This window comes from Algoriphagus sp., from assembly GCF_039969895.1.
Classification (GTDB): Bacteria; Bacteroidota; Bacteroidia; order Cytophagales; family Cyclobacteriaceae; genus Algoriphagus.
The window spans coordinates 212391-233193 of record NZ_JBDVMZ010000021.1 but is presented as its reverse complement, the minus strand read 5'-3'; the positions used below and the strand labels follow the sequence as shown (position 1 = coordinate 233193).

At 40.6% G+C, this 20803-nt stretch carries 15 protein-coding genes and 1 other RNA gene; 11 read left to right on the top strand and 5 right to left on the bottom strand.

The genetic code is table 11. The features are described 5' to 3' along the window. Positions 1-51: 51 nt before the first annotated feature. Together ABJH64_RS15710 and ABJH64_RS15705 are read left to right on the top strand one after the other, a co-directional pair. Positions 52-822, top strand: a complete 771-nt coding sequence (locus tag ABJH64_RS15710; protein ID WP_348274009.1) for a YdcF family protein — start codon at positions 52-54, stop codon at positions 820-822. A gap of 103 nt (positions 823-925) precedes the next feature. Next, positions 926-2053: an ATP-binding protein gene (locus tag ABJH64_RS15705; protein ID WP_348299023.1), complete on the top strand. Its 1128-nt coding sequence runs from the start codon at positions 926-928 to the stop codon at positions 2051-2053. Here ABJH64_RS15705 and ABJH64_RS15700 read toward each other — a convergent pair. Then, positions 2042-5923, bottom strand: a complete 3882-nt coding sequence (locus tag ABJH64_RS15700) for an AAA domain-containing protein (RefSeq protein ID WP_348274408.1) — start codon at positions 5921-5923, stop codon at positions 2042-2044. The two genes, ABJH64_RS15705 and ABJH64_RS15700, sit on opposite strands and share 12 nt — an antisense overlap. Then, positions 5924-6745, bottom strand: coding sequence for an SDR family oxidoreductase (locus ABJH64_RS15695; RefSeq protein WP_348274407.1), 822 nt, complete (start codon positions 6743-6745; stop codon positions 5924-5926). 577 nt (positions 6746-7322) lie between these two features. Here ABJH64_RS15695 and rlmD point away from each other — a divergent pair. Together rlmD and ABJH64_RS15685 are read left to right on the top strand one after the other, a co-directional pair. Then, entirely contained in the window at positions 7323-8729 is a 1407-nt protein-coding gene (rlmD, locus tag ABJH64_RS15690) for a 23S rRNA (uracil(1939)-C(5))-methyltransferase RlmD (protein ID WP_348274406.1), read from the top strand. Continuing rightward, positions 8726-9103, top strand: coding sequence for a hypothetical protein (locus ABJH64_RS15685; RefSeq protein ID WP_348274411.1), 378 nt, complete (start codon positions 8726-8728; stop codon positions 9101-9103). The genes rlmD and ABJH64_RS15685 overlap by 4 nt, the downstream gene beginning before the upstream one ends. A gap of 226 nt (positions 9104-9329) precedes the next feature. Here ABJH64_RS15685 and ABJH64_RS15680 read toward each other — a convergent pair whose 3' ends face one another. Beyond that, positions 9330-10622, bottom strand: coding sequence for an aminopeptidase P family protein (locus tag ABJH64_RS15680; protein WP_348274405.1), 1293 nt, complete (start codon positions 10620-10622; stop codon positions 9330-9332). Between the two features lie 218 nt (positions 10623-10840). Between ABJH64_RS15680 and ABJH64_RS15675 the strand changes: the two genes are divergently transcribed. The 4 genes from ABJH64_RS15675 (at position 10841) to ABJH64_RS15660 (ending at position 15620) form a co-directional block, all read left to right on the top strand. Then, positions 10841-12070 (top strand): pitrilysin family protein, encoded by a 1230-nt coding sequence (locus ABJH64_RS15675; protein ID WP_348274404.1) that lies wholly within the window; start codon positions 10841-10843, stop codon positions 12068-12070. A gap of 2 nt (positions 12071-12072) precedes the next feature. Then, positions 12073-12720: an O-methyltransferase gene (locus ABJH64_RS15670; RefSeq protein WP_348274403.1), complete on the top strand. Its 648-nt coding sequence runs from the start codon at positions 12073-12075 to the stop codon at positions 12718-12720. Between the two features lie 296 nt (positions 12721-13016). After that, entirely contained in the window at positions 13017-14603 is a 1587-nt protein-coding gene (locus ABJH64_RS15665; RefSeq protein WP_348274402.1) for a LysM peptidoglycan-binding domain-containing protein, read from the top strand. A gap of 24 nt (positions 14604-14627) precedes the next feature. Continuing rightward, entirely contained in the window at positions 14628-15620 is a 993-nt protein-coding gene (locus tag ABJH64_RS15660; protein ID WP_348274401.1) for a DUF3078 domain-containing protein, read from the top strand. Here ABJH64_RS15660 and ABJH64_RS15655 read toward each other — a convergent pair. Beyond that, positions 15617-16069, bottom strand: coding sequence for a hypothetical protein (locus ABJH64_RS15655; RefSeq protein WP_348274400.1), 453 nt, complete (start codon positions 16067-16069; stop codon positions 15617-15619). The genes ABJH64_RS15660 and ABJH64_RS15655 overlap by 4 nt on opposite strands. A gap of 122 nt (positions 16070-16191) precedes the next feature. Beyond that, positions 16192-17337, bottom strand: a complete 1146-nt coding sequence (locus tag ABJH64_RS15650; RefSeq protein ID WP_348274399.1) for a DNA polymerase III subunit gamma/tau — start codon at positions 17335-17337, stop codon at positions 16192-16194. A gap of 240 nt (positions 17338-17577) precedes the next feature. On the opposite strand from ABJH64_RS15650, the gene ssrA reads away from it, so the two are divergent. The 3 genes from ssrA to ABJH64_RS15635 all read left to right on the top strand — a co-directional run bounded on the left by ssrA (position 17578) and on the right by ABJH64_RS15635 (position 20720). Further along, positions 17578-17979, top strand: a transfer-messenger RNA (tmRNA) gene (gene ssrA / locus ABJH64_RS15645). 358 nt (positions 17980-18337) lie between these two features. Further along, positions 18338-19552, top strand: a complete 1215-nt coding sequence (locus tag ABJH64_RS15640) for a site-specific integrase (protein ID WP_348274398.1) — start codon at positions 18338-18340, stop codon at positions 19550-19552. A gap of 754 nt (positions 19553-20306) precedes the next feature. After that, positions 20307-20720 (top strand): hypothetical protein, encoded by a 414-nt coding sequence (locus ABJH64_RS15635; protein ID WP_348274397.1) that lies wholly within the window; start codon positions 20307-20309, stop codon positions 20718-20720. Positions 20721-20803: the final 83 nt, after the last annotated feature.

The window sequence follows — 20803 nt, the reverse complement described above, 5'->3', positions numbered from 1 at the left end:
ATTTGAAAATTAAGCTTTCCCCCTTTTCTTTGTCCCAAACCTTCTCTATCCATGTTCTTCTACCTCTCACAGTTTCTAAGTTTTTTGGCCATGCCGCTAACCATCATCAGTTTGTTGATCGTAATTGGAGCTTTATATGTGAAAAAAAAATGGGGAACAAGATGTCTTTGGATAGGGATATTTCTGCTCTGGTTTTTCTCCAACCAGTTTATCGCCAATCAAGCGATGCAAGCTTGGGAACCTGATTTTAAGCCTTTCAATGATATTGAGGATCACGAAATTGGGATCGTACTTACCGGAGTAACCAACTTGAGTAAAACAGCCTTTGACCGAACCTTTTTCAACAAGGGTGCAGATAGGATCACTCATGCACTTCAACTCTACCAAGAAGGGAAAATCAAGAAAATCCTGATCACAGGCGGCCAAGGGCTGAATCCTGTCAACCCTCAATCCGAAGCAGAGGTGTTGCAACGATTTCTTCTGATGACGGGAGTTCCTCAATCCGATATCATGATCGAGGATCAGTCTAAAAACACCCGTGAAAATGCGATGTTTACTAAGGTCTTTTTGGAAGAAAAAGGAATTGATATCAATCAGGAATTCATTTTGATCACTTCTGCCTTTCATATGCAGAGGTCCAAGGGATGCTTCGATAAAGTAGGTTTGCAGACAGTTACTTTCCCTACAGATTACTACTCAACAGACACCAAGTTTGATATTCCTACCCTATTTTTCCCCGACCCTTATTCGATTTTCATGTGGCATAAACTTGCTAAGGAGTGGATCGGGATCTTAGTCTATAAAATGGTTGGCTACCTGTAAATCAAAAACCCTACTTAAGGTTTGTAACTCTCTAATCTTATTACGTACTTTACGTAACGTACTTTGCGTAACGCATAATGCGTAATGGAAAAATAGAGAAATCATGAAAGAACCCTTCAATCCATTCGTAATCAACACCTATCAAGGAAAAGATTACTTCTGTGACAGAGAAAATGATCTAAAAATGCTCATTTCTCATATAGAAAATGATAGAAATGTGGTGCTTTATGCCTGGAGAAGACTAGGAAAATCCGCACTTATTCATCGATTATTTGATGAATTAGAAACTTCCAAAGACTACGAAACGCTCTATATCGATCTACTTGCTACTCAAAATATTGACGAAGCCATTCAGGCAATCTCCTCCGCCATTTATGAAAAGTATGGAAAAACCAGCAGTGGAATCTCTGCAAGCATCCAGAAATTACTGGCGGCTATTGGAGCAACGATCAGTTTCAATGCCTTATCCGGAACACCCGAGCTCACGCTAGGGGTCAATAAATCCGATCAACCTAGCCAGTCGCTCGCGGCTTTAGGAGATTTTTTGCTATCCAGAAAAAAGCGAATCGTAATCGCCATAGATGAATTTCAACAAATTACGGACTACGAAGGAACGAACGCCGAGGCAATCTTTCGGGCCTGGGTGCAGCAGATCCCTGAAGTCAGATTCATCTTCTGCGGGAGTCATCGCACGCTGATGGAGGCCATGTTTACGGAGAAGAAAAGGCCGTTCTATCAAAGTTCGATGTTGGAATCACTTCAGCCCATCTCACTAGAAGCATATACAGAATTTATTACTCAGCATTTTCAAAATGCAAAAAAGAAGATAGAGCCAGCTTCAATTGAAAAAATTTATAAATGGAGTCGTGGTCAAACCTACACCGTGCAGTTGGTTTGTAATCATCTTTTTGCCAACAATAAAAAAGTAATGGATTCGGATGTGGACATTGTCTTCAATCAAATACTCGTTCAACAACAGGCGATTTATGCTAATTTTCAGAAAATGCTGACTAGGACTCAGTGGAATGTATTTCGCGCAATTGCAAAGGAAGAACCCCTACAGAACCCACTCAGTAAAGACTTCCTTACAAAGCATAATTTAGGCGCAGCGAGTACCGTAAGCACAGCATTGAAAGCACTGGAAAGATTAGAATTGGTCATCAAAGACGAAGGAAATTATTTGGTTCACGAAGTTCAATTGGCGAGGTGGATGGCAACTCTAGGTATCTGAACCATTCATAAACCAATCTCTACTCCACTTCCACTCGTAGTTCCATCCCTTTTGCTCCAACAAAATAGGATGATAGGCTAAAGCAGCTTTTGCAATTGATGCGTTGAAAAATCGCTGATCATCGGTCAAAATAGCTTTCTGCTCAGCATTTGAAACCATAAAAATCAAATCCATTACAGTTGAAGGAATTTCTTTGGAATAAGATTCATCACGCTCACACAAGCTGTTTTTTAAACTCCAATCAATCTGATACCCCTTACTTCTAACCTCTGGAGAATGAATTGAAGGGGCTATACTTTGTTCTTGAGCAAAAGCTAAGAACTCCCTCAACAATACTAAACCCGGGTTTTTGAGTTGATTTGGCTGGAAATCGGATGGTTCAATACTTGAGATCACATGCATCATCTTTCGAGAACGAGTGATCGCAACATTCAGTCGATTTTCAGCACCAGCTTTGCCTAAAAGCCCAAAATTTGTCATCAGCTTCCCTTCAGCATTTGGCGCATAACCAAGCGACAAAATCACCTGATCGAACTCATCTCCCTGCACATTCTCAATGTTTCGAACTTTGATATTGGCATCCTGAAATCCTGCCTTCCAAAGCTTCTCTCGGATTAATTCCATCTGAAAATAATTTCCAGTCACTATTCCGATGGTATCTGACGGATTGGCATTCAAAATAGATTGGACTTTCAATACGACTTCATCAGCCTCCATTTTATTCACCTGATTGGCCCAGATTCCCTCCACTTTTTCCCAAGAAAAAGCAGGAAGGCCAGCCCTATTAGTCTCATAATCAGGTAAAGTCTCGAGTTTGCCTTCGTAGAAATTAGTATTCGAAAAGTGAATTAAGGCTGGATCTGCAGAGCGATAATGTCCCCGAAGCTGGTGCTTTTCAAAGAAATTACCCGCTAATTCAAGTAAGGATTCTGCTTCGTATTCCAATCCCTCCTCATCTGATTCCCACTTGACCTGATAGAAATCCGATGGCTTGAGTTGCTTGGAATCTCCCGCAATAACTACTTGATTGCCACGAAGCATAGCGGGTAAACCCCGCTCCACCTGACACTGTGAAGCCTCATCAAAAATCACCAGATCAAAAACTGAATCCAAAGGAAACAAAGCAGAAACCGTCTCTGGACTCGCAAACCAACAGGGCAAAAGCCGAAAAATCTCTTCTCCCATTTCCTCGATGAGTTTTCGAATTGGCCAGCGCTGACGCTTTTTACTCACCTGATGAAGCAACTCCCGATAGGTTAGCCGATTTCCCAGACGATTAAATTCTAGTTCAGCACACACTTGTTCACGAAGTCTGAGCAAGGCAATAGGTTTGGATATTTTCCTTTTTTCAAGAATTGCAGTTTTAAATTCATTCAGCTCGTGTTGCATAGTGAGACTCCCAGCCTCTGCCAAAAGCGGCTCTTTGGCTTCCAAAGAAGCAATCCATGCCAAATACCAAGAATTCCAAAAGACAGAAACCTGTTCATCTAAAGACAAATCAGAAAAGTCAGTTTCCAGCTTGTTGAAAAAAGAAACTGAATCCAGACCTGCAGCGTCTAAAAACCTATCAAATGCAACCAGCTCCGTAAAAGTCTGATTAATTTGGAAATCGGTAGTTGAGTAACCAAAGCCATTTTGCATGATTTCCAAAATCTGTAAATCACTCAAATATGCTTTCCAATGGGTCATTTGAGCCGCAAAAGATTTAAAAAGATCATGGACATGGTCCAGCTGATTTCTGAATTCCATCAAATTCCAGTCAGCGAGGGAATGAAGATCCTTCTGCTTTTCCCATTTGGCAACCCATTCCAAAACTGGATTTAAACTATCGAGTTGCTTAGAAAATGATTCAACGGAAAGCTCTGTAACGTCAAAACCAACAATCTTTGGAAGATTCGAAAGTTCATCGTAGAGACCATTCATCACCTCCACATCTGCCTGAATCCTAGTGATCGAATCTAGATCAAACGCTAGGTTAGATTTACTCAATAGTGCGAAAGTCAGCGGAAACCTCCCCTTATTCAGATTTACCTGGAGTTTTCCCCACCATGAGCTGGCTTTTGATTTCAACAAATCAAGTTCTTCTTGAAGGTTCAAAAGACTTTCTGGATTTCTATCACTATCAAACTGTAGCACTTGAAGCTTTTCGATAGAGGTCACCAGCCATTTCTGCACTTCGCTTACGCTGGAGAAAAGCTTTCTATCGGAAACAGCAGAAACGACCAAATCCGATCTCTCTACTAAATTCATAGAGGCGGTCAGCTCGTCCAATTGATTCACAAAATCACTCTTCTCCAAGATCAGTTGAGCTAGGTCAGGTAGCTTTTCAAATGTAGAATTTGACCTGAAATCAGAGACCTCTCGAAGGCTCTGTGAAATCCTCGGAAATACAACTGGCTCAAAATGCGCAAAAGAAATTCGATTCTCCCAGAAGGTGTTTTTGATTTGAGCCTGATAGGAATGGTAGATTCTATAATTTTTCTCAAAGTCCTGCGCTTGATTAAAATCAAGTTGAGTCAACTCCGAATCCGCGATAAATGGCTTGTCTAAACTAGCCTTCAGATACATCGCTTTGATCGGAATACCTGCAGGATCATCGTTATAAAGCACTTTTCTGAATCTTTCAAACTTTTCAGATAGCTTAGAAATCGTTTTGGAATACTGGGCAATTTCACGCTCCAACTGAATAGCATCAACTCCACGATTTTGCACCTGATAGCTTTCTATCGATTCTATTTGAGATCTTAATTTTTTAAAGAGTACTTTTTGATCCCCACGAAAATCATGAACCAAACCTAAAAAATCTCCAAATCCAGCTTTGGATAATCGCTCAAAAACCACGTCCAATGCAGCTCTTTTCTGTGAAACCACCAAAACCTTTTTGCCCCTCGCACAATAGTCAGAAATTAGATTCGCGATCAATTGTGACTTCCCTGTACCCGGGGGGCCTTCCACCACGACACTTTTCCCTTGACGAACGTTAAGCAGCACATTTTCCTGGGAAGCGTCCAGCGGAAAGACAGGAAAAAGCTGATCCTCGCGTGGAATTACTAGCTTTTCTTCGGATACAAAATGCTCCGTAAACAGTTGCTCCAAACTCATTTCCCCAATTTTCTTTTCCAACTCTTCATAGTCAGAAAATAGAAAACTGCCTTTTTGAGCAAACAAACCTAAGAGTGCATAACTTTTCAAGGCCAGTTTTCCATCTTGAAAAACACTAGCATCAAGGCTTGCCTGTGAAACAGAAAAGGCAACGAGCTGATCCTCGAAAAGTGAGGAACTTAACTGAATCGAAAAGTGGTCACTGAGAAGTTTTGAAAGTCCAGTTCTAAATTCGGTCGTATCGTTGGACAAGTCCTGCAAGGCCAGATTCAAAATTTCTCCATCTAGCGCTTTGCCATAGGCATGACTATAAGCCAAAAGAAACGCAGGATTCCATTGCCATTCATCTGTTTTCGACAGATTCCATTGACCTTTGTCGAGATGCAGCTTCACCCCCATAAGAAGCAAAGGCGCTCGCAAAACATGTCCATTGATCAGCTTTCCCTCCACAAAAGGCCAACCCAGATAAAGGGATTGCTCACCTGTTTCTTCTTGGGTAAGTTGGTCACGAAAGGAAAGTCTGGAAAAAGTCTTGGATAGTGTATTTACACTGGCTATTCTAGGGTCAGATTCTGGAAGTAATGGAATTGTTTTTTGAGATGAAATAGCCTTAGAAATAATCCCAAAGCTATTTTCCCCATTCAAAAAGTCAAGCTCTTTCAGATCTACTACTCCGAAACTGGCTGTCTTAGGCAAATAAAGCGATCTGTTTTTGGACGACAGGTCGATGAGACGATTCCGGTAAGTCTGAAAGATCGATTCAGGCATTTAATGGAAAGGTGAGTCTTTTTCCTTTGCTAACTGACTATACACTATATGATCCAATCGACCCGGCACCCATTTATTCAAAAACTTCAACAGCTTACCTTGAGCTGTCAATGTCAAATCACGCTTCTTCTTCAAGGTAGCCTTTAAAATTTCATCAGCCACTTCTTCTGAACTCATCATTTTTGACTCATCTCTAGGAGATTCACCCTGCACAGAACCATGAGCAGTAAGTGCATTTTTACGAATATTCGAAGCTGTAAAGCCTGGACAAGCCACCAATACATGTACCCCTTTTTTCATCACTTCAGTTCGAAGAGATTCTAAAAAACCATTCATTGCGTATTTACTGGCTGAGTAGGCAGTTCGGGCTGGCGTGCCTCGGAATCCGTTGACAGAGGAGATCCCTATCACAGTACCTCTGTTTTCTATAATTGACGGCAAACAAACCTTGGTGGCATAGACGGTACCCCAGAAATTGGTATTCATCACTTTATGAAATACATCAAAATCAAGATTTTGAAACAATGCCCGCATAGTTATTCCAGCGTTGTTAATCAGAATGTCAATTTTGCCAAATTTCTCCAAGACTATTTCGGCCATTCGCTCATTGTCAGCAATCACAGATGCATCTGCAGATATAGCCAAAACTTGTATGCCTTTGGCTTCCAACTTGGTTTTACTTACATCCAGTTTGTCCTGATTTCTACCGGTAATCACGATTTTAGCACCGGCCATGCCAAAAGCAAAAGCACAGGCCTCCCCTATTCCTGAAGAAGCTCCAGTGATGATTACAACTTTATCTTTAAGGCTATTTTGTTTCATTGATGCTGCAAATATAGAGAAATGACAAAAAATAGATAGGATAGGTTTCAAATGAGATAAATCGATTGAAGAGCAAATAGCTACGATACTACGTTTGGTGAATTTGGAATCATGCAGCCAAAATCAAAATACGTCGCTGGCGCTACTATTAGTAGTGTTAATGTTTTCAGAGTTAATTTGTTTTGCATCAAACCACATTAGCGTAGGAATAGCTTCAGAGGAGATTTTTGATTGTAAAAAACGATTAAAGCTGATGGGAAGGGCTTCAGAGAAGCGATTTGATTTCTTTGCTAAAATGACTCATAAGGGCACATCCTCCAAGAATTCAAATAAATATTCATCCTTGAACTCAATCTCAAATTTCCCAAGAGGCGTCATAAACTCATCTTTACATGTCATTTTTTGATGAGGTGATTCTTTCTCCGCATCAATCTATGGAGTTCAAATCTGATGATAGATGTTTGCCCTTTTTTATAGACTTATTAGGTAAGTAATCTATCTGGTGCATTCTTAATTTCTACTCTCTCATTTTAGTAGCACAAAGGTCTTTCGCCCTTTTTTCCATAATTTTGCGCCCATGTCGCGAAAAATGAAAAATAAAGTGATCACCAACCTACTCATCGAGCGTATTGCATCGGAGGGAAAATGTTTGGGACATCATGAGGAAAAGGTAGTTTTTGTCACAGGTGTAGCTCCCGGGGACGTGGTGGATGTGCGCATTACCAAGGGGAAAAGCTCCTTTATGGAAGGTGAACCGGTGAAATTCCACGAGTATTCTAAAGAACGAATTGATCCATTTTGCTCGCATTTTGGCACCTGCGGCGGCTGCAAGTGGCAACACATCAATTACGACCTGCAGAAAACCTACAAGCGTCAGCAGGTACTCGATCAGTTTCAGCGTATAGCTAAAGTGGATATTCCTGAAGTGATGCCAACACTGGGTTCTGAAAATACTCGCTATTATAGAAACAAACTTGATTTTACTTTTTCCAATAAAAAGTGGTTGACCCTAGAGCAGATCCAATCAGGAGAAGATTTTGACAGAAATGCACTGGGCTTTCATATCCCAAAGATGTTTGACAAGATCATCGACGTGGATCACTGTTACCTTCAGGGAAATATCTCCAACGAGGTGAGAAATGAGCTTAGAACTTTTGCGCTAGCAAACAAACTAAGCTTCTACGACATCAGAAATCAAGTGGGACTACTTCGAAATCTGATCATCAGAACCACCAGCACGGAGCAATCCATGGTCATCGTGCAGTTTGGGGAAAATGATCAGGAGGGCATCCAACATGTGATGGGGTTTTTGAAAGAAAAATTCCCTCAGATCACTTCCTTGCTCTATGTGATCAATACAAAAGGCAACGAGACTTTCCATGATTTGGACTTGGTGACTTTTTCTGGTAAAGACTACATCGAAGAAGAAATGGAAGGGTTGAAATTCCGAATTGGGCCGAAATCATTCTATCAAACCAACTCTGAGCAAGCTTACGAATTGTACAAAGTCGCGCGAGATTTTGCCGATTTGCAAGGCGATGAAGTGGTCTATGATCTCTACACCGGAACTGGCACTATCGCCAATTTTGTAGCCAAAAAAGCCAAGCAAGTCATCGGGATCGAATACGTACCAGCTGCGATCGAAGATGCTAAAATCAATTCTCAGATCAACGGAATTGACAATACGCTATTCTACGCCGGAGATATGAAAGACATGCTGAACGAGGAATTCATTGCTAATCATGCCGCGCCTGATTTGATCATCACCGATCCGCCACGTGCTGGAATGGATGAGAAAGTCGTGCAAATGCTCTTGAGGCTAAATGCTCCAAAGATCGTCTATGTGTCCTGTAATCCTGCCACTCAGGCTAGAGATGTAGCACTTTTGGCAGAAAAATATGATGTTGAAAAAATTCAGCCTGTGGATATGTTTCCGCAGACGTATCATGTAGAAAATGTAATCAGTTTAATCCTAAGGAAATAATGAGAGATGAAAATGCCCCTGAACTAGACGGGAAATATTTGGGAACGATTACCAGTGATTTCGTGAAGATTTCCGACATCCTGAAGGAAGCTTCTTATCAAATTCGCTCACGTAAATTTTCTGAATACCCAATCTTCCCTATCTCCAAAGAGATGCAACCCATCGGAAAAATCTTTATCGGAAAAGCAGAAAAAGATTTAGATTGGAACTACTTCATTACCTATCTCGATGAGTTTATTCAGCGGAAATTGATTGGAGAAGACACCATACAAGACTTCCAAAATGCTTACAAAGACCCAGATGAATTTTGCTGCTTATTTGTGATCGATGGGGCCTTCACCAGTTTTGTTTACATTCCATATCCAAACGATTAAGTACAAAATCGATTCATAAAAAAAGCTTTACCTGTTTATCAACGGGTAAAGCTTTTTTGTTTCTAGTAATATAAGATTGAATTAACTATATGATTATCCGCATTTCTACCAGTAAGGTGGAATAATCAATGTAGGGATTGCTAAACTCTTATAATGATGCCGCTTCGGTCTTCCAGCCAGATTACCAACGAAAACAAAGTTTCTGGCATTATTGAGTATAATGATATTAACTATTCATCAACTCCTCAATCTCTTCCGCTTCAATTGGGATATTTCGCATCAAATCAAAGTATCCTTTTCCTTCTTGGATCACGATGTTGTTTTCCAATCGTACTCCAAGACCTTCTTCCTGAATATAGATTCCTGGCTCGACAGTGAATACCATTCCTGGCTTGATCGGTCCATGCATGGTTCCTACGTCGTGGACGTCTAATCCTATATGATGTGATGTTCCATGCATAAAATACTTTTTGTAAGCCGGCCAGTCTGGATCTTGATTTTTGATATCTGTCTGATCAATCAATCCCAAACCTACCAATTCACTCTGCATAATGAGTCCCACTTCCTTGTGGTAGTCTTGGATGTTTGTTCCAATCATTAACATCCTAGAAGCTTCCTTCTGCACCCGCAATACAGCATCATAAACTGCTCTTTGCCTCTCAGTGAATCTTCCACTCACAGGGATAGTGCGAGTCATATCCGCATTGTAATTACCATATTCTGCGCCAACATCCATGAGAAGCATTTCTCCTGAAAGACATTCCTTGTGATTTTCAATATAATGAAGTACACATGCTGAAGATCCAGACGCAATGATGGGTTGGTAAGCAAAGCCATTGCTTCGATTTCTCACAAACTCATGCAGGTATTCCGCCTCGATCTCGTATTCCGTCACACCAGGCTTTACAAAAGACAGTATCCTTCTAAAGCCCTTTTCTGTAATGTCACAAGCAAGTTGTAACTGAGCGATTTCTTCCTTTTCCTTTGATCCTCTAAGCTCATGCATGATCGGGGCAGATCTATGATAAGTATGAAGCGGAAACTTCTCCTTGCACTCTTTGATGAATCGCGCGTCTTGAGTTTCTACAATTACCCCTGCGCGCAGATGCTCATTGGTATTCAAAAAGACGTTGCAGGACAATGCCATTACAGTATTGAACACTTGGTCAAAATTAGCCAACCATTGAATGTTTGTAATTCCTGAGGCAGCCTTTGCTTCTTCTTTAGTGTACTTATGCCCTTCCCAGATCGCGATATGCTCGTTTGTCTCGCGGAGGAAAAGAATCTCGCGCATGTTGGGATTTGGGCAATCAGGTGCCACTAGCAAGATCGTTTCTTCCTGATCTATTCCAGTGAGGTAAAACAAATCATTGTTCTGACGAAAGCGCATCGTACCATCGGCATTGGTAGGCATGATGTCATTGGAGTTGAAAATCGCCACACTACTTTCGGGTAGTTTATAGCAAAATTTCTCGCGATTCTTGATGTATAGGGAACTGGAAAGAGGTTGGTATTTCATTATTTTTTGGTTTTTCAATGGTTAGCCCGGTTGCTAGCGGGAGGGAAATCTAACTTACTAGTATCATCTATAGGAGGAAAATAAATCCTACCTACTCCTCGATTTTTTCTGATTTTGATATGGAAAGTTACAAATTCTCAGTCGAAAATCAGGTTTGAAATTCCTCAGGAACCATTTTCCTGCTTTACTTTGTATATTACCGACAGGGTAAAAAAAGCATGGAATTAAACATCAAAGAACTTAGTAACGGCATTCGGATTGTTCATCAGGAAGTTACCCACACCAGACTAGTTCACTGCGGATTTATATTAGATATAGGGAGTAGGGACGAAAGCAAGGAGCAAGAAGGCCTGGCTCACTTTTGGGAGCATATGGCCTTCAAAGGCACACAAAAACGCAAAACCTTCCATATACTCAACCGCCTCGAATCCCTCGGCGGTGAACTGAACGCCTACACCACCAAAGAGAAAGTTTGCTTCTATGCTTCCACGCTCAAAGAGCATTTCGGAAAAGCTGCAGAATTACTTTTTGACATTACTTTCAACAGCACATTTCCGGAAAAACAAATTGAAAAAGAACGTCAGGTTATCTTGGAGGAAATGGCCATGTACCGAGATTCTCCGGACGATGCGATACAGGATGAGCTGGACGAATTGGTGTTTGAAAACCATGCGCTAGGAAGAAATATTCTAGGAACAGAGCAAACTGTAGGAAGCTTCACTCAGCAGGATTTCTTTGACTTTATCTCCACCCGATTGGATACTTCAAGGCTTATATTTTCAGTCGTTGGAAACATTCCTTTCAAGAAAGTTTTGCAGGGAATCGAAGGCCCTCTTTCCCAAATCCAACCCAAAAGAAGCCTCTATGTAAGGAGCAGTTTCAGTAATTATACTCCAAAAATCAAGACCCAAGAGCGTGACGTCAGCCAGTCACTTTGTGCGATCGGCCGACCTGCTTTTTCTCTTTATGATCCCAATCGATTTAAACTTTATCTCCTGAATAATATCCTAGGCGGGCCAAGTATGAACAGCCGATTGAATCTTATGCTACGGGAAAAACATGGCTATGTATATAGCATAGAGTCTAGTTATCAGCCATTTTCTGATGTTGGCTTTTTCGGGATTTACTTTGGAACTGAGGGAAAAACACTCCAAAAGGCTCAGTCACTTGTTCTCAAAGAAATGCGAAAATTATCAACTACCAAGCTTGGGACGTTGCAACTTCACATGGCTAAGGAGCAGGCAATTGGCCAGATGGCGATGGCTGAAGAAAACTATTCCGCCTTGATGCTAGTCTATGGCAAAAGCCTGCTGGATCATGGAAAAGTAGATCCTTTAGATAAAATTTTCACGCAAATCAAAAATACTACGGCTACAGAAATACTGGATATCGCTCAGGACATTTTCAATCCAGAACAGCTTACTTACCTCACCTACAGTCCTCAATAATCATGGAATTTATCGATCCGGCACTTTTAGCTTATTGCGAAGATCATACCACTACAGAAGATGATTTACTGCTAAAAATCACGCGCGAGACACAAGCCAAAGTCATGATGCCACGTATGATCTCTGGACAGCTTCAGGGAAAAATGCTAGAGCTTTTCGTCAAAATGCAGAATCCAAAAACCATTCTGGAAATTGGCACTTATACTGGCTACTCTGGAATATGCATGGCGAGAGGTCTAGGAAAAGAAGGTAAACTAATCACACTGGATATCAATGATGAGTTAGAAACAATGGTCAGGGGATTTTTTGAAGAAAGCGGGCTCGCAGAGCAAATTGATTACAGACTTGGGAATGCGTTGGAGATCATTCCTACCCTTCCTGGTCCCTTCGATATGGTTTTCATAGATGCAGATAAATGCAACTACGGCAAGTATTACGATTTGATAATCGACAAGCTGAATCCTGGAGGCATCATTCTCGCAGATAATGTCCTTTGGTCAGGGAAAATTCTGGTTGAAGAAGGCCAGAAAATCGACAAAGACACGCAGGCTATTCTGGACTTTAATTCGACGGTTCAGAATGACTCAAGGGTAGAAAATGCCCTACTTCCTATCCGAGACGGGGTAATGATGGCTAGAAAAAAATCATGAGGTAGGATGTGTTGAATAACCCCCATGTAGTCACTAGTGCTTGATCAGTCTCAGTGAGCAGTGACATCCATAACTAATTCTAATCTATTTAGGGTAACTGCCCGTACCCAGGATTGCCAATGAAACTCTAAAAGTTAAAAATCTTCATTGACAGCGTTTCTGAAGTTTCCTGCGCTACTCTTCGAAACCTCCCTGTACTTTACGATTAAAAGAATTTCAGAAAAACCTAAGGGAATCCAAAAGGGGAATCATTTTTGCTAAAATGAGGCTGAATCGACTACGAATGCCTTTTTCGCATGAAAAAAACTCATATCTCCAACTCCATTTTAATTCTATTCCTACTTTTTGGCTTTGAGTCTATAGCTCAAATCCCTCAGGTTCCAGCTGAACTGGAATTCGCAGACATGATCGTTCGGATCAATCCTCAGGCAAGAAGAGAAATCCAACTAGACGTAGATGCCCAGTATCGAAACCCGTCTTATTTTAAGATAAAACAAGATAGAGTTAACCTGTACTTGCCGATCATCGAGCGAGAACTTAGGAATGCTGGTGCACCGGTGGATTTGAAATACCTAGCAATCCAAGAAAGTAGTTTGATCGGAGACGCTGTATCAACTAGTAATGCAGTAGGTTTCTGGCAGTTCAAGCAAGGCACAGCCGAGGAAGTTTTTCTGCGGGTAGATGGCCAAATCGATGAGCGAAAAAACATCGTCTCCTCTACTAAAGGTGCAGCTCTTTACCTGAAAAAACACAATAATTCTTTTGACAATTGGATGTGTGCCTTGGTATCCTATCAGATGGGCTTGGGTGGTGCCAAAGCATATTTTGGTACGCAATATAACGGAAAGCAAGTCGTAGATGTAGATAGAAATACACACTGGTACTTTAAGAAATACCTAGCACATAAAATTGCCTTTGGCAGCCAAACCACCTCCCTAGTCAGCAACGGCACCTACATGGTAGAGGACCGCGTACAAGGACCTACTACCCTAGCCGCTCTAGCCAAAAAATACGGAGTGACCGTGAAGCACCTCGAAGAATATAACCTATGGACCAAAAACGGTAAAATCCCAGGCGACAGAGTATATACCGTAGTGTATGTGAAAGATGGATCTCTTCCTATTCAGCAGGCAGTTGTCGTAGAACAAAAACCAAAAACTCAGCCTAGACCAACTCAGAATTCTAACTCACCAGCGTATAAGCAAGCAGACTCTTTCCCTAAAATTGCTGGAAATACTACCAAAGCATCACAGGCTGATCAGATCACTGTCAACAACCTAGACGGCGTTCAAGCTGCACAAACTACCACCCAAAGCACTTTTTCTGATCGTGTAGGCGTAAAAGAAAATAAGCTAAGAAGGCTAAATGATTTAGATAAAGGTGAGCGAATAGAAGCCGGCAAATATTACTATACGGAGAAAAAGAATGCCAGCGCGGAAGTCGCTACGCATATAGTAAGACCTGGAGAAACCCTCTGGAGCATCTCCCAAAAGTACGGCATCAAGCTCTCAGCCTTGAAGTCTAAAAATAGAATTAGAAGGGATAGCGAGTTGAAGGCAGGAATGGTACTGAACCTGCAAGAGCACAGAAAGCGTGGAGAAGAAATTCCGATGGTAAAAACCACCGCGCCAACGCCAACGAAGCAAGCAAGCGTTACGCCAACGCCAGCTCCCACTAGCAATCAAGTAACAGTAAATAATCCTCCTCAGAATACTTCTACCACTACTAACTCGAGATTAATCCATACAGTATCTAGCGGCGAGACACTATTTGCAATCAGCAAAAAATACGGCGTAACAGTCAATCAATTGAAGGATTGGAACACGATAGGGTCTCAAAACATCATATCCATTGGGCAGAAATTGGTTATCTTTCAGCCCTAGTCACCATTCCTACAAGCTTTTTAAATGTCAAAGTACATCCTGATTTTTGGGTTATTTCTCCTTTGTCTAAGCCACCCCTTACTGGCTCAGGATAGGCAGTACATTCCTGATACGGTATTGATCAACGGAGATACCTTGCTGATGCTGGGGGACTCACTTTTGATAGAAGAGCCAGTCAAAGAGATTTTTTGGAAAACAGGCGGGAATTATAATCTTAACATTCAACAAGTCACATTATCCAATTGGGCGGCAGGAGGATCCAGTACTTTTGCCATGAATTCTGGCTTGACACTTTTTGCAAATTATAAGAAAGACAATAAAATCTGGGACACCCAGCTCAACGTCAACTTGGGATTCAATCGGCAAAATGACCGTGCCTACGAGACTAGAAAAACCAACGATAATTTTAACTTCATAAGTAACTATGGTAGAGAATTGTCGGAATTCTTCTACCTATCCACTCAGCTAGACGCCAGGACTCAGCTACTGGCAGGATACAAATATTCCAGGCCATCCGGAAGCGATGTTGAAGTTCGTACCAAAATTTCAGATTTGCTTTCTCCTGGTTACGTGCAATCTTCTACAGGTTTGAACTATAGAAAAACGTACAAAGACAAAAGCAAAATCTCCGTCATCCTTTCACCTTTCACAGGGAGATTTACGATCGTTCTAGATGATTCACTGAGCCGAGCTGGGGCCTTTGGTGTGGTACCTGGCGAAAATGTACGCGCAGAAGCAGGGGTGTCTATCGCTGCCTCTGTGACAGATATCAAGCTATTCGAAAACGTCACTTGGAAGTCCGACATCAACCTTTTTTCCAACTATGAAGTCTTTGGTAATATGGTGGTCAATTTCAATTCTGTGATCCGAATGAAAGTGAACAGATTTATATCCACTAGAATAGAAACCGTGCTGATCTATGATGAGGAGGTGTTTATCAAGCAAGATGACGGCACGTCAAAACAAGCCGTGCAGCTTCAGAATCTCATAAATTTTGGAATTTCACTAGATTTCTAGTAATCAGTCTCCAATCCAAATCTCCGCTGGAACTCACCTAGCGCAGCATGCTTTTCCTTCAAAAAATTAAGCTTATCCGTACTTGTGTACAGCTGAGTACGCTGAGTCTCTAGCTCTTCCTTTATCTCCACTTCTACTTTAAACTGATTGACAGAGCCGAGCTCCCTGATGATTCGAATCAATTCAGGTTTCATCTTCAAGGCAAGTTCCTCCTGCACATGTCCCATCACTTCCAGCATTACTGCGCCCTCTTTGAGCTTCAGCCCTTCGCCAAGGATAGCTATTTCCATGCTTTTACCCAGCTTTTGAAAGTGATCTTTTATATCAAGAAAAACACTATCCAGGATTTCTTGACTCAGATCTCTCCCCGTCCCTACTACTTCGACTACCTCTTGCTTTACATTTGATTTAGCAATTTCCAATTCCTCTTTCGCTTTCTGATCAGCCAACTGTTTGGTATGCCCTAGGTTTTTGGGTATAGCAATAGTTCGCTGTAAAGAACTGGTCTTGGAAGCAGAATTAGCGGTAGGAAGTGGTATGGGTTCTTTGGTCGGCTCAGGAATTTCCTCTATCAGACTTTTTTTTTTGCGTCAGCAGCTACCACCATAGAGAGGCGGAATGCCTGTGGAAGTTTGGCTATTTTCATCAAAGCTAACTCTACATGCAATCGCTGATTTTTAGAAGTTTTGTAATGGATATCGCAATTGTTTGCAATGTTCAGTGCAGAAAGTAAAAAAGAGGCCGAAGCAGCTTCTGTTTGCTGCAAGTATCGCTCTTTGGCCGATTCTGACACTTCTATCAGAGCTACGGTAGCGGGGTCTTTAGCAACTAATAGGTCACGTAAATGCTCACAAAGCCCGACGATAAAATTGTGACCATCAAATCCCTTCTTCAGAATCTCATCAAAAATCAATAAAACCTGCGATAGATCTTCAGCAACGAGCGCATCGAGAACTTTGAAATAATAATCATAATCAAGGATATGCAGATTCCCAATGGTCTCATGATAGGTCACCTTTTTCCCAGCGGAATAAGTGACGATCAAATCAAACATGGAAAGCGCATCGCGAAGAGCACCATCGGCTTTGGTTGCGATTAGCCTCAAAGCTTCCTCTTCATAATCCACCTTTTCTTTCTCAGCGATGTATTGAAGATGACCTGAGATGTCTTTGATCTGAATTCTATTGAAATCAAAAATCTGACAGCGGGAAAGTATGGTTGGGATGATTTTGTGCTTTTCCGTTGTAGCCAAAATAAAGATGGCATACTTAGGTGGCTCCTCCAAAGTTTTCAAAAAGGCGTTAAAAGCCTGATTTGATAGCATGTGAACCTCATCAATAATATAGACTTTGTACTGACCTTTTTGTGGTGCGTAGCGTACTTGATCTACCAGATTTCGGATATCATCTACGGAGTTATTCGAGGCAGCATCGAGTTCGTAGATATTGAAGGAAGAGTTGTTTTGGAAGGAAACGCAGGATTCACATTTACCGCAGGCTTCCTGTTCTGGAGTCTTATTTTCGCAGTTAATAGTCTTGGCAAGGATACGTGCACAGGTAGTTTTGCCCACTCCACGTGGTCCACAAAACAAAAAAGCCTGAGCTAAGTGATTGTTTTTTATGGCATTCTGTAGCGTAGTAGTGATATGTTGCTGTCCAACAACGCTCTTGAAATCTGCCGGTCTATATTTTCTTGCCGAAACGACGAAATTTTCCATCACCGCAAGATATAAAAAACTCTATACTCGGAGGAACTGAAATCAGTGCTATTCAAAAGAATTTGCGTAAAGAATTGAGTTTGAAGCCCATCCTTTTAGAGAATATGAAACAGTTTTCAGAGATCAGTGTTCAGTTATCAACCCACCAACTGATCACTGGTCTCTGACTCATCCAATTAAATTTCTCCAACTTCATGTCGGAACTATTTTTCCATTACTTTTGTCATCCCACTACAAAATGGGGCTGACCGGTATTGACAGTAAGTGTAAAAATCGGGCTCGCATGCAGGCTGGAGTATGTACGGCCTTGAAAAATTCATACGCACTATAAATGGCGAAGAATCTTACGCTATGGCTGCCTAATCTAACCTTATAGGATAGACTGCTTGAAGGGTTGAGTTACGAGAGTAATTCCCCGGCCACATCTCACCGCCCGTTGTCTGATCCGGGTGGATCTGAGGTGTCGACTTGATCGGACTGCTGCTTGTGATGCTATTATGCAAGTTTAAGATTCAGTAGCTAAGTCGAAACTAGGTGTGTCACCCAGCATATTTCGATCGAAAACCCAACCGGTGACTAAGCATGTAGAAGGTACGTTGTTTCCTTATCTGGACGTGAGTTCGAATCTCACCAGCTCCACGGAAAAAGCTAAAAAAAAGTTGAAGAAATTATACAAAATGACTTCAATAAATTGATTAAAAGGAATTAAATAGCTGATTAACAGTCTTTTAATTTTAGATTATCAGATTTTAGCTTTTCAGAATTGTAAAATTAAAGCCTGCAAAAAGACTCTTTGCAGGCTTTTTTTTGTGGCTAAAACCACCAAAATCTTCACAATTACTCAAAATTCAGTTGCGTCATTCGTGTAGTTCGGCTTCTCCCAAAAAAAAGACGCTGGATGGAAGTCATAGTTAACTGATTATGAACATGTTCATATATTGAGCTTCTTGTTATTTAGAGCCTGATTTTCGAGTTTTATTTAACTTTAAACTAATTTGTCATGTTAGAAAAAAGCTTCGGATTGCACTTCTTCTTGAAACAATCCAAAAAAGAAACCGGATCAGCGAGGTATGTCTACCTCAGGATTACCGTGGATGGTCAATCAAAAGAACTGTCTACCAAAAGATTGTGGGCAGTTTCACGATGGAATACAGCTTTTGGTAGAGCAGAGGGGACAAAAGAAGATGCCAGAGAATTAAATGCCTATTTGGACACCATCCATCACAAAGTACTTCAGGCGAAAAAACAATTACTTGAATCAGACAAGGAAATTTCCGCCGAATCCTTGAAAAATATTATCCTTGGTATTGGAGAAAAAAGAAAAATGATCCTAGAAATCTTCCAAGAACACAATGATAATTTAGAATCATTGGTAGGAAAGGATTTCGCAGAAGGGACCCTGCTACGCTACAAAACCTCGCTGGACCACACCCGCTCATTTATTAACTGGAAGTACAAGAAAAAGGATATGGACATAAAGCAGTTAGATTACGAGTTTATCTCATCCTACGCTTTCTGGCTTAAGAGTATTAGAAATTGCAATCACAATACCACTGTAAAATATCTCAACAACTTTAAAAAAGTAGTTCTAATCTGCATCAATAATGGATGGCTTGACAGAAACCCATTCATCCGTTTCAAGATGGCGACCAAAGTCAACAACAGGGTTTTTCTTACTTGGCATGAAATAGAAAATTTAATAGAGAAAAAATTCTCTATACAACGTCTTAGCCAGGTTAGGGATATTTTCCTTTTTAGCTGCTTTACTGGACTAGCCTATATAGATGTCAAAAATCTAAAAAGGAATCAGATTTCTACGGGAATAGATGGGGAAAAATGGATTTATACCCATCGACAAAAAACAGATTCTCCTACCCGTTTGCCCTTATTACCAAAAGCTTTGGAGCTTATTGAAAAATATAAGAACCATCCTCAATGCCAGGACGGGGCTCATGTCCTACCAGTATTGAGCAACCAAAAGATGAATTCGTATCTTAAGGAAATCGCAGATGTCTGCGAGATCAATAAACCACTCACCTTTCATATAGCAAGGCACACATTTGCGACAACAATCACGCTTGCCAACGGAGTCCCTATCGAAACCGTATCAAAAATGCTCGGACACAAATCCCTTAAGCAGACACAGCACTATGCCAAAATCCTAGATACGAAGATAAGTTTTGACATGAAGGCACTCCGAGATAAGTTAAAATAAATTAAGAATACAGCTTATTTTATGGAGAGTCCAAAACTCAAAAATGAATCTTACATTGAACAAGAACAACGGAAAATCAAAATATGCCAGAGAATTGATGGGGAGGGGGAAACTCTAATTGAGGTCAAGTTTAAATAGGAAACTATCTAGTAAACAAACCATTTTTTTCAAAATTAATTTACCCAAATAGAAATGGACCTATTCATAGCCGAAAAATCGGACATTGAAACAACTGAAACCAAAATCAACGGAATGACTTGTGTGAGTTGCTAAGTCCACTTAAGTCACGAATTAAATAAATTCAACGGAATCGTATACTCAAAAACGTCCTTTGAAAATGGAAATGTAATTATTGAATTTGAAAAAACAGAAATCGAGAAAGCAATTAATTCAACAGTCTATAGCGTAACCGACAAAGATGAAAACAAATGGTAGTTCAATTAAACCCAGAAATAAATTGTCCAAACTGCAGACATAAAAAATCAGAGGATCTGCCAAAAAATGAATGGCAGTTTTTCTATATGGAACAGTACCTTGTTCACTAATTCAAGAAAACGAAAGTTGTTGTTAAAAACCATTGCAATAAGCCAAATACACTTCCAATTCTCACATGCTTTCAGATAAGTCAGAAGTTGCAAAAAATATTTCTTTGCAAAGTTTAAAGGAAATCTTAAACCCAATTAAGAAAATTGCGTAGATTAAGATTCAGCTAAATTATTTCAAAGCCTCAGGAATTTATCCTATAATTGTATTAGTGAAAAAATCATTTTCCATAGTTTTAGCATTTTTACTTCTTTTCACAAACATCGGTTTGGCGAAAAGCAGTCATATATGCATGGGATCTGAAATGTTAAATGCAATAGGTCTTTCTGCCAAAAATTTGGATTGTGGTATGAAACACCAAAAGTCTTCTTCTTCAGAAGAAGGGGGCTTAAGTGAAGCAAACCCATGTTGTCAAAATAGTTTTGAACTTGTTCATAACGATGGGGATCAACAATTAAAAGTTCTTCAATTAGATTCAGTCCAACTAATTTTTGTTGCGGCATTTACCCAATCCTTTATCTTTGGTATTGAATTAACAAGTACTGAAGCTTATATAAATCCATTTATTTCCCCCCCTTCGATTGAAAAAAACTACACAGTTCTTTTTCAATCATTCCTGATTTAATACTTCCTGGTAATCGGTCATCCGACATCTTTTTTCCTAGTAGCTTTCAACTATCTAGCCTCTTTATTCTAGTTTCCCCTTTT

Bases quoted from the DNA above. Each gene is read 5' to 3' on its own strand.
- ABJH64_RS15710 (WP_348274009.1), top strand. From the start codon at position 52: ATGTTCTTCTACCTCTCACAGTTTCTAAGTTTTTTGGCCATGCCGCTA.
- ABJH64_RS15705 (WP_348299023.1), top strand. From the start codon at position 926: ATGAAAGAACCCTTCAATCCATTCGTAATCAACACCTATCAAGGAAAA.
- ABJH64_RS15700 (WP_348274408.1), bottom strand. From the start codon at position 5,923: ATGCCTGAATCGATCTTTCAGACTTACCGGAATCGTCTCATCGACCTG.
- ABJH64_RS15695 (WP_348274407.1), bottom strand. From the start codon at position 6,745: ATGAAACAAAATAGCCTTAAAGATAAAGTTGTAATCATCACTGGAGCT.
- rlmD (WP_348274406.1), top strand. From the start codon at position 7,323: ATGTCGCGAAAAATGAAAAATAAAGTGATCACCAACCTACTCATCGAG.
- ABJH64_RS15680 (WP_348274405.1), bottom strand. From the start codon at position 10,622: ATGAAATACCAACCTCTTTCCAGTTCCCTATACATCAAGAATCGCGAG.
- ABJH64_RS15675 (WP_348274404.1), top strand. From the start codon at position 10,841: ATGGAATTAAACATCAAAGAACTTAGTAACGGCATTCGGATTGTTCAT.
- ABJH64_RS15670 (WP_348274403.1), top strand. From the start codon at position 12,073: ATGGAATTTATCGATCCGGCACTTTTAGCTTATTGCGAAGATCATACC.
- ABJH64_RS15665 (WP_348274402.1), top strand. From the start codon at position 13,017: ATGAAAAAAACTCATATCTCCAACTCCATTTTAATTCTATTCCTACTT.
- ABJH64_RS15660 (WP_348274401.1), top strand. From the start codon at position 14,628: ATGTCAAAGTACATCCTGATTTTTGGGTTATTTCTCCTTTGTCTAAGC.
- ABJH64_RS15650 (WP_348274399.1), bottom strand. From the start codon at position 17,337: ATGGAAAATTTCGTCGTTTCGGCAAGAAAATATAGACCGGCAGATTTC.
- ABJH64_RS15640 (WP_348274398.1), top strand. From the start codon at position 18,338: ATGTTAGAAAAAAGCTTCGGATTGCACTTCTTCTTGAAACAATCCAAA.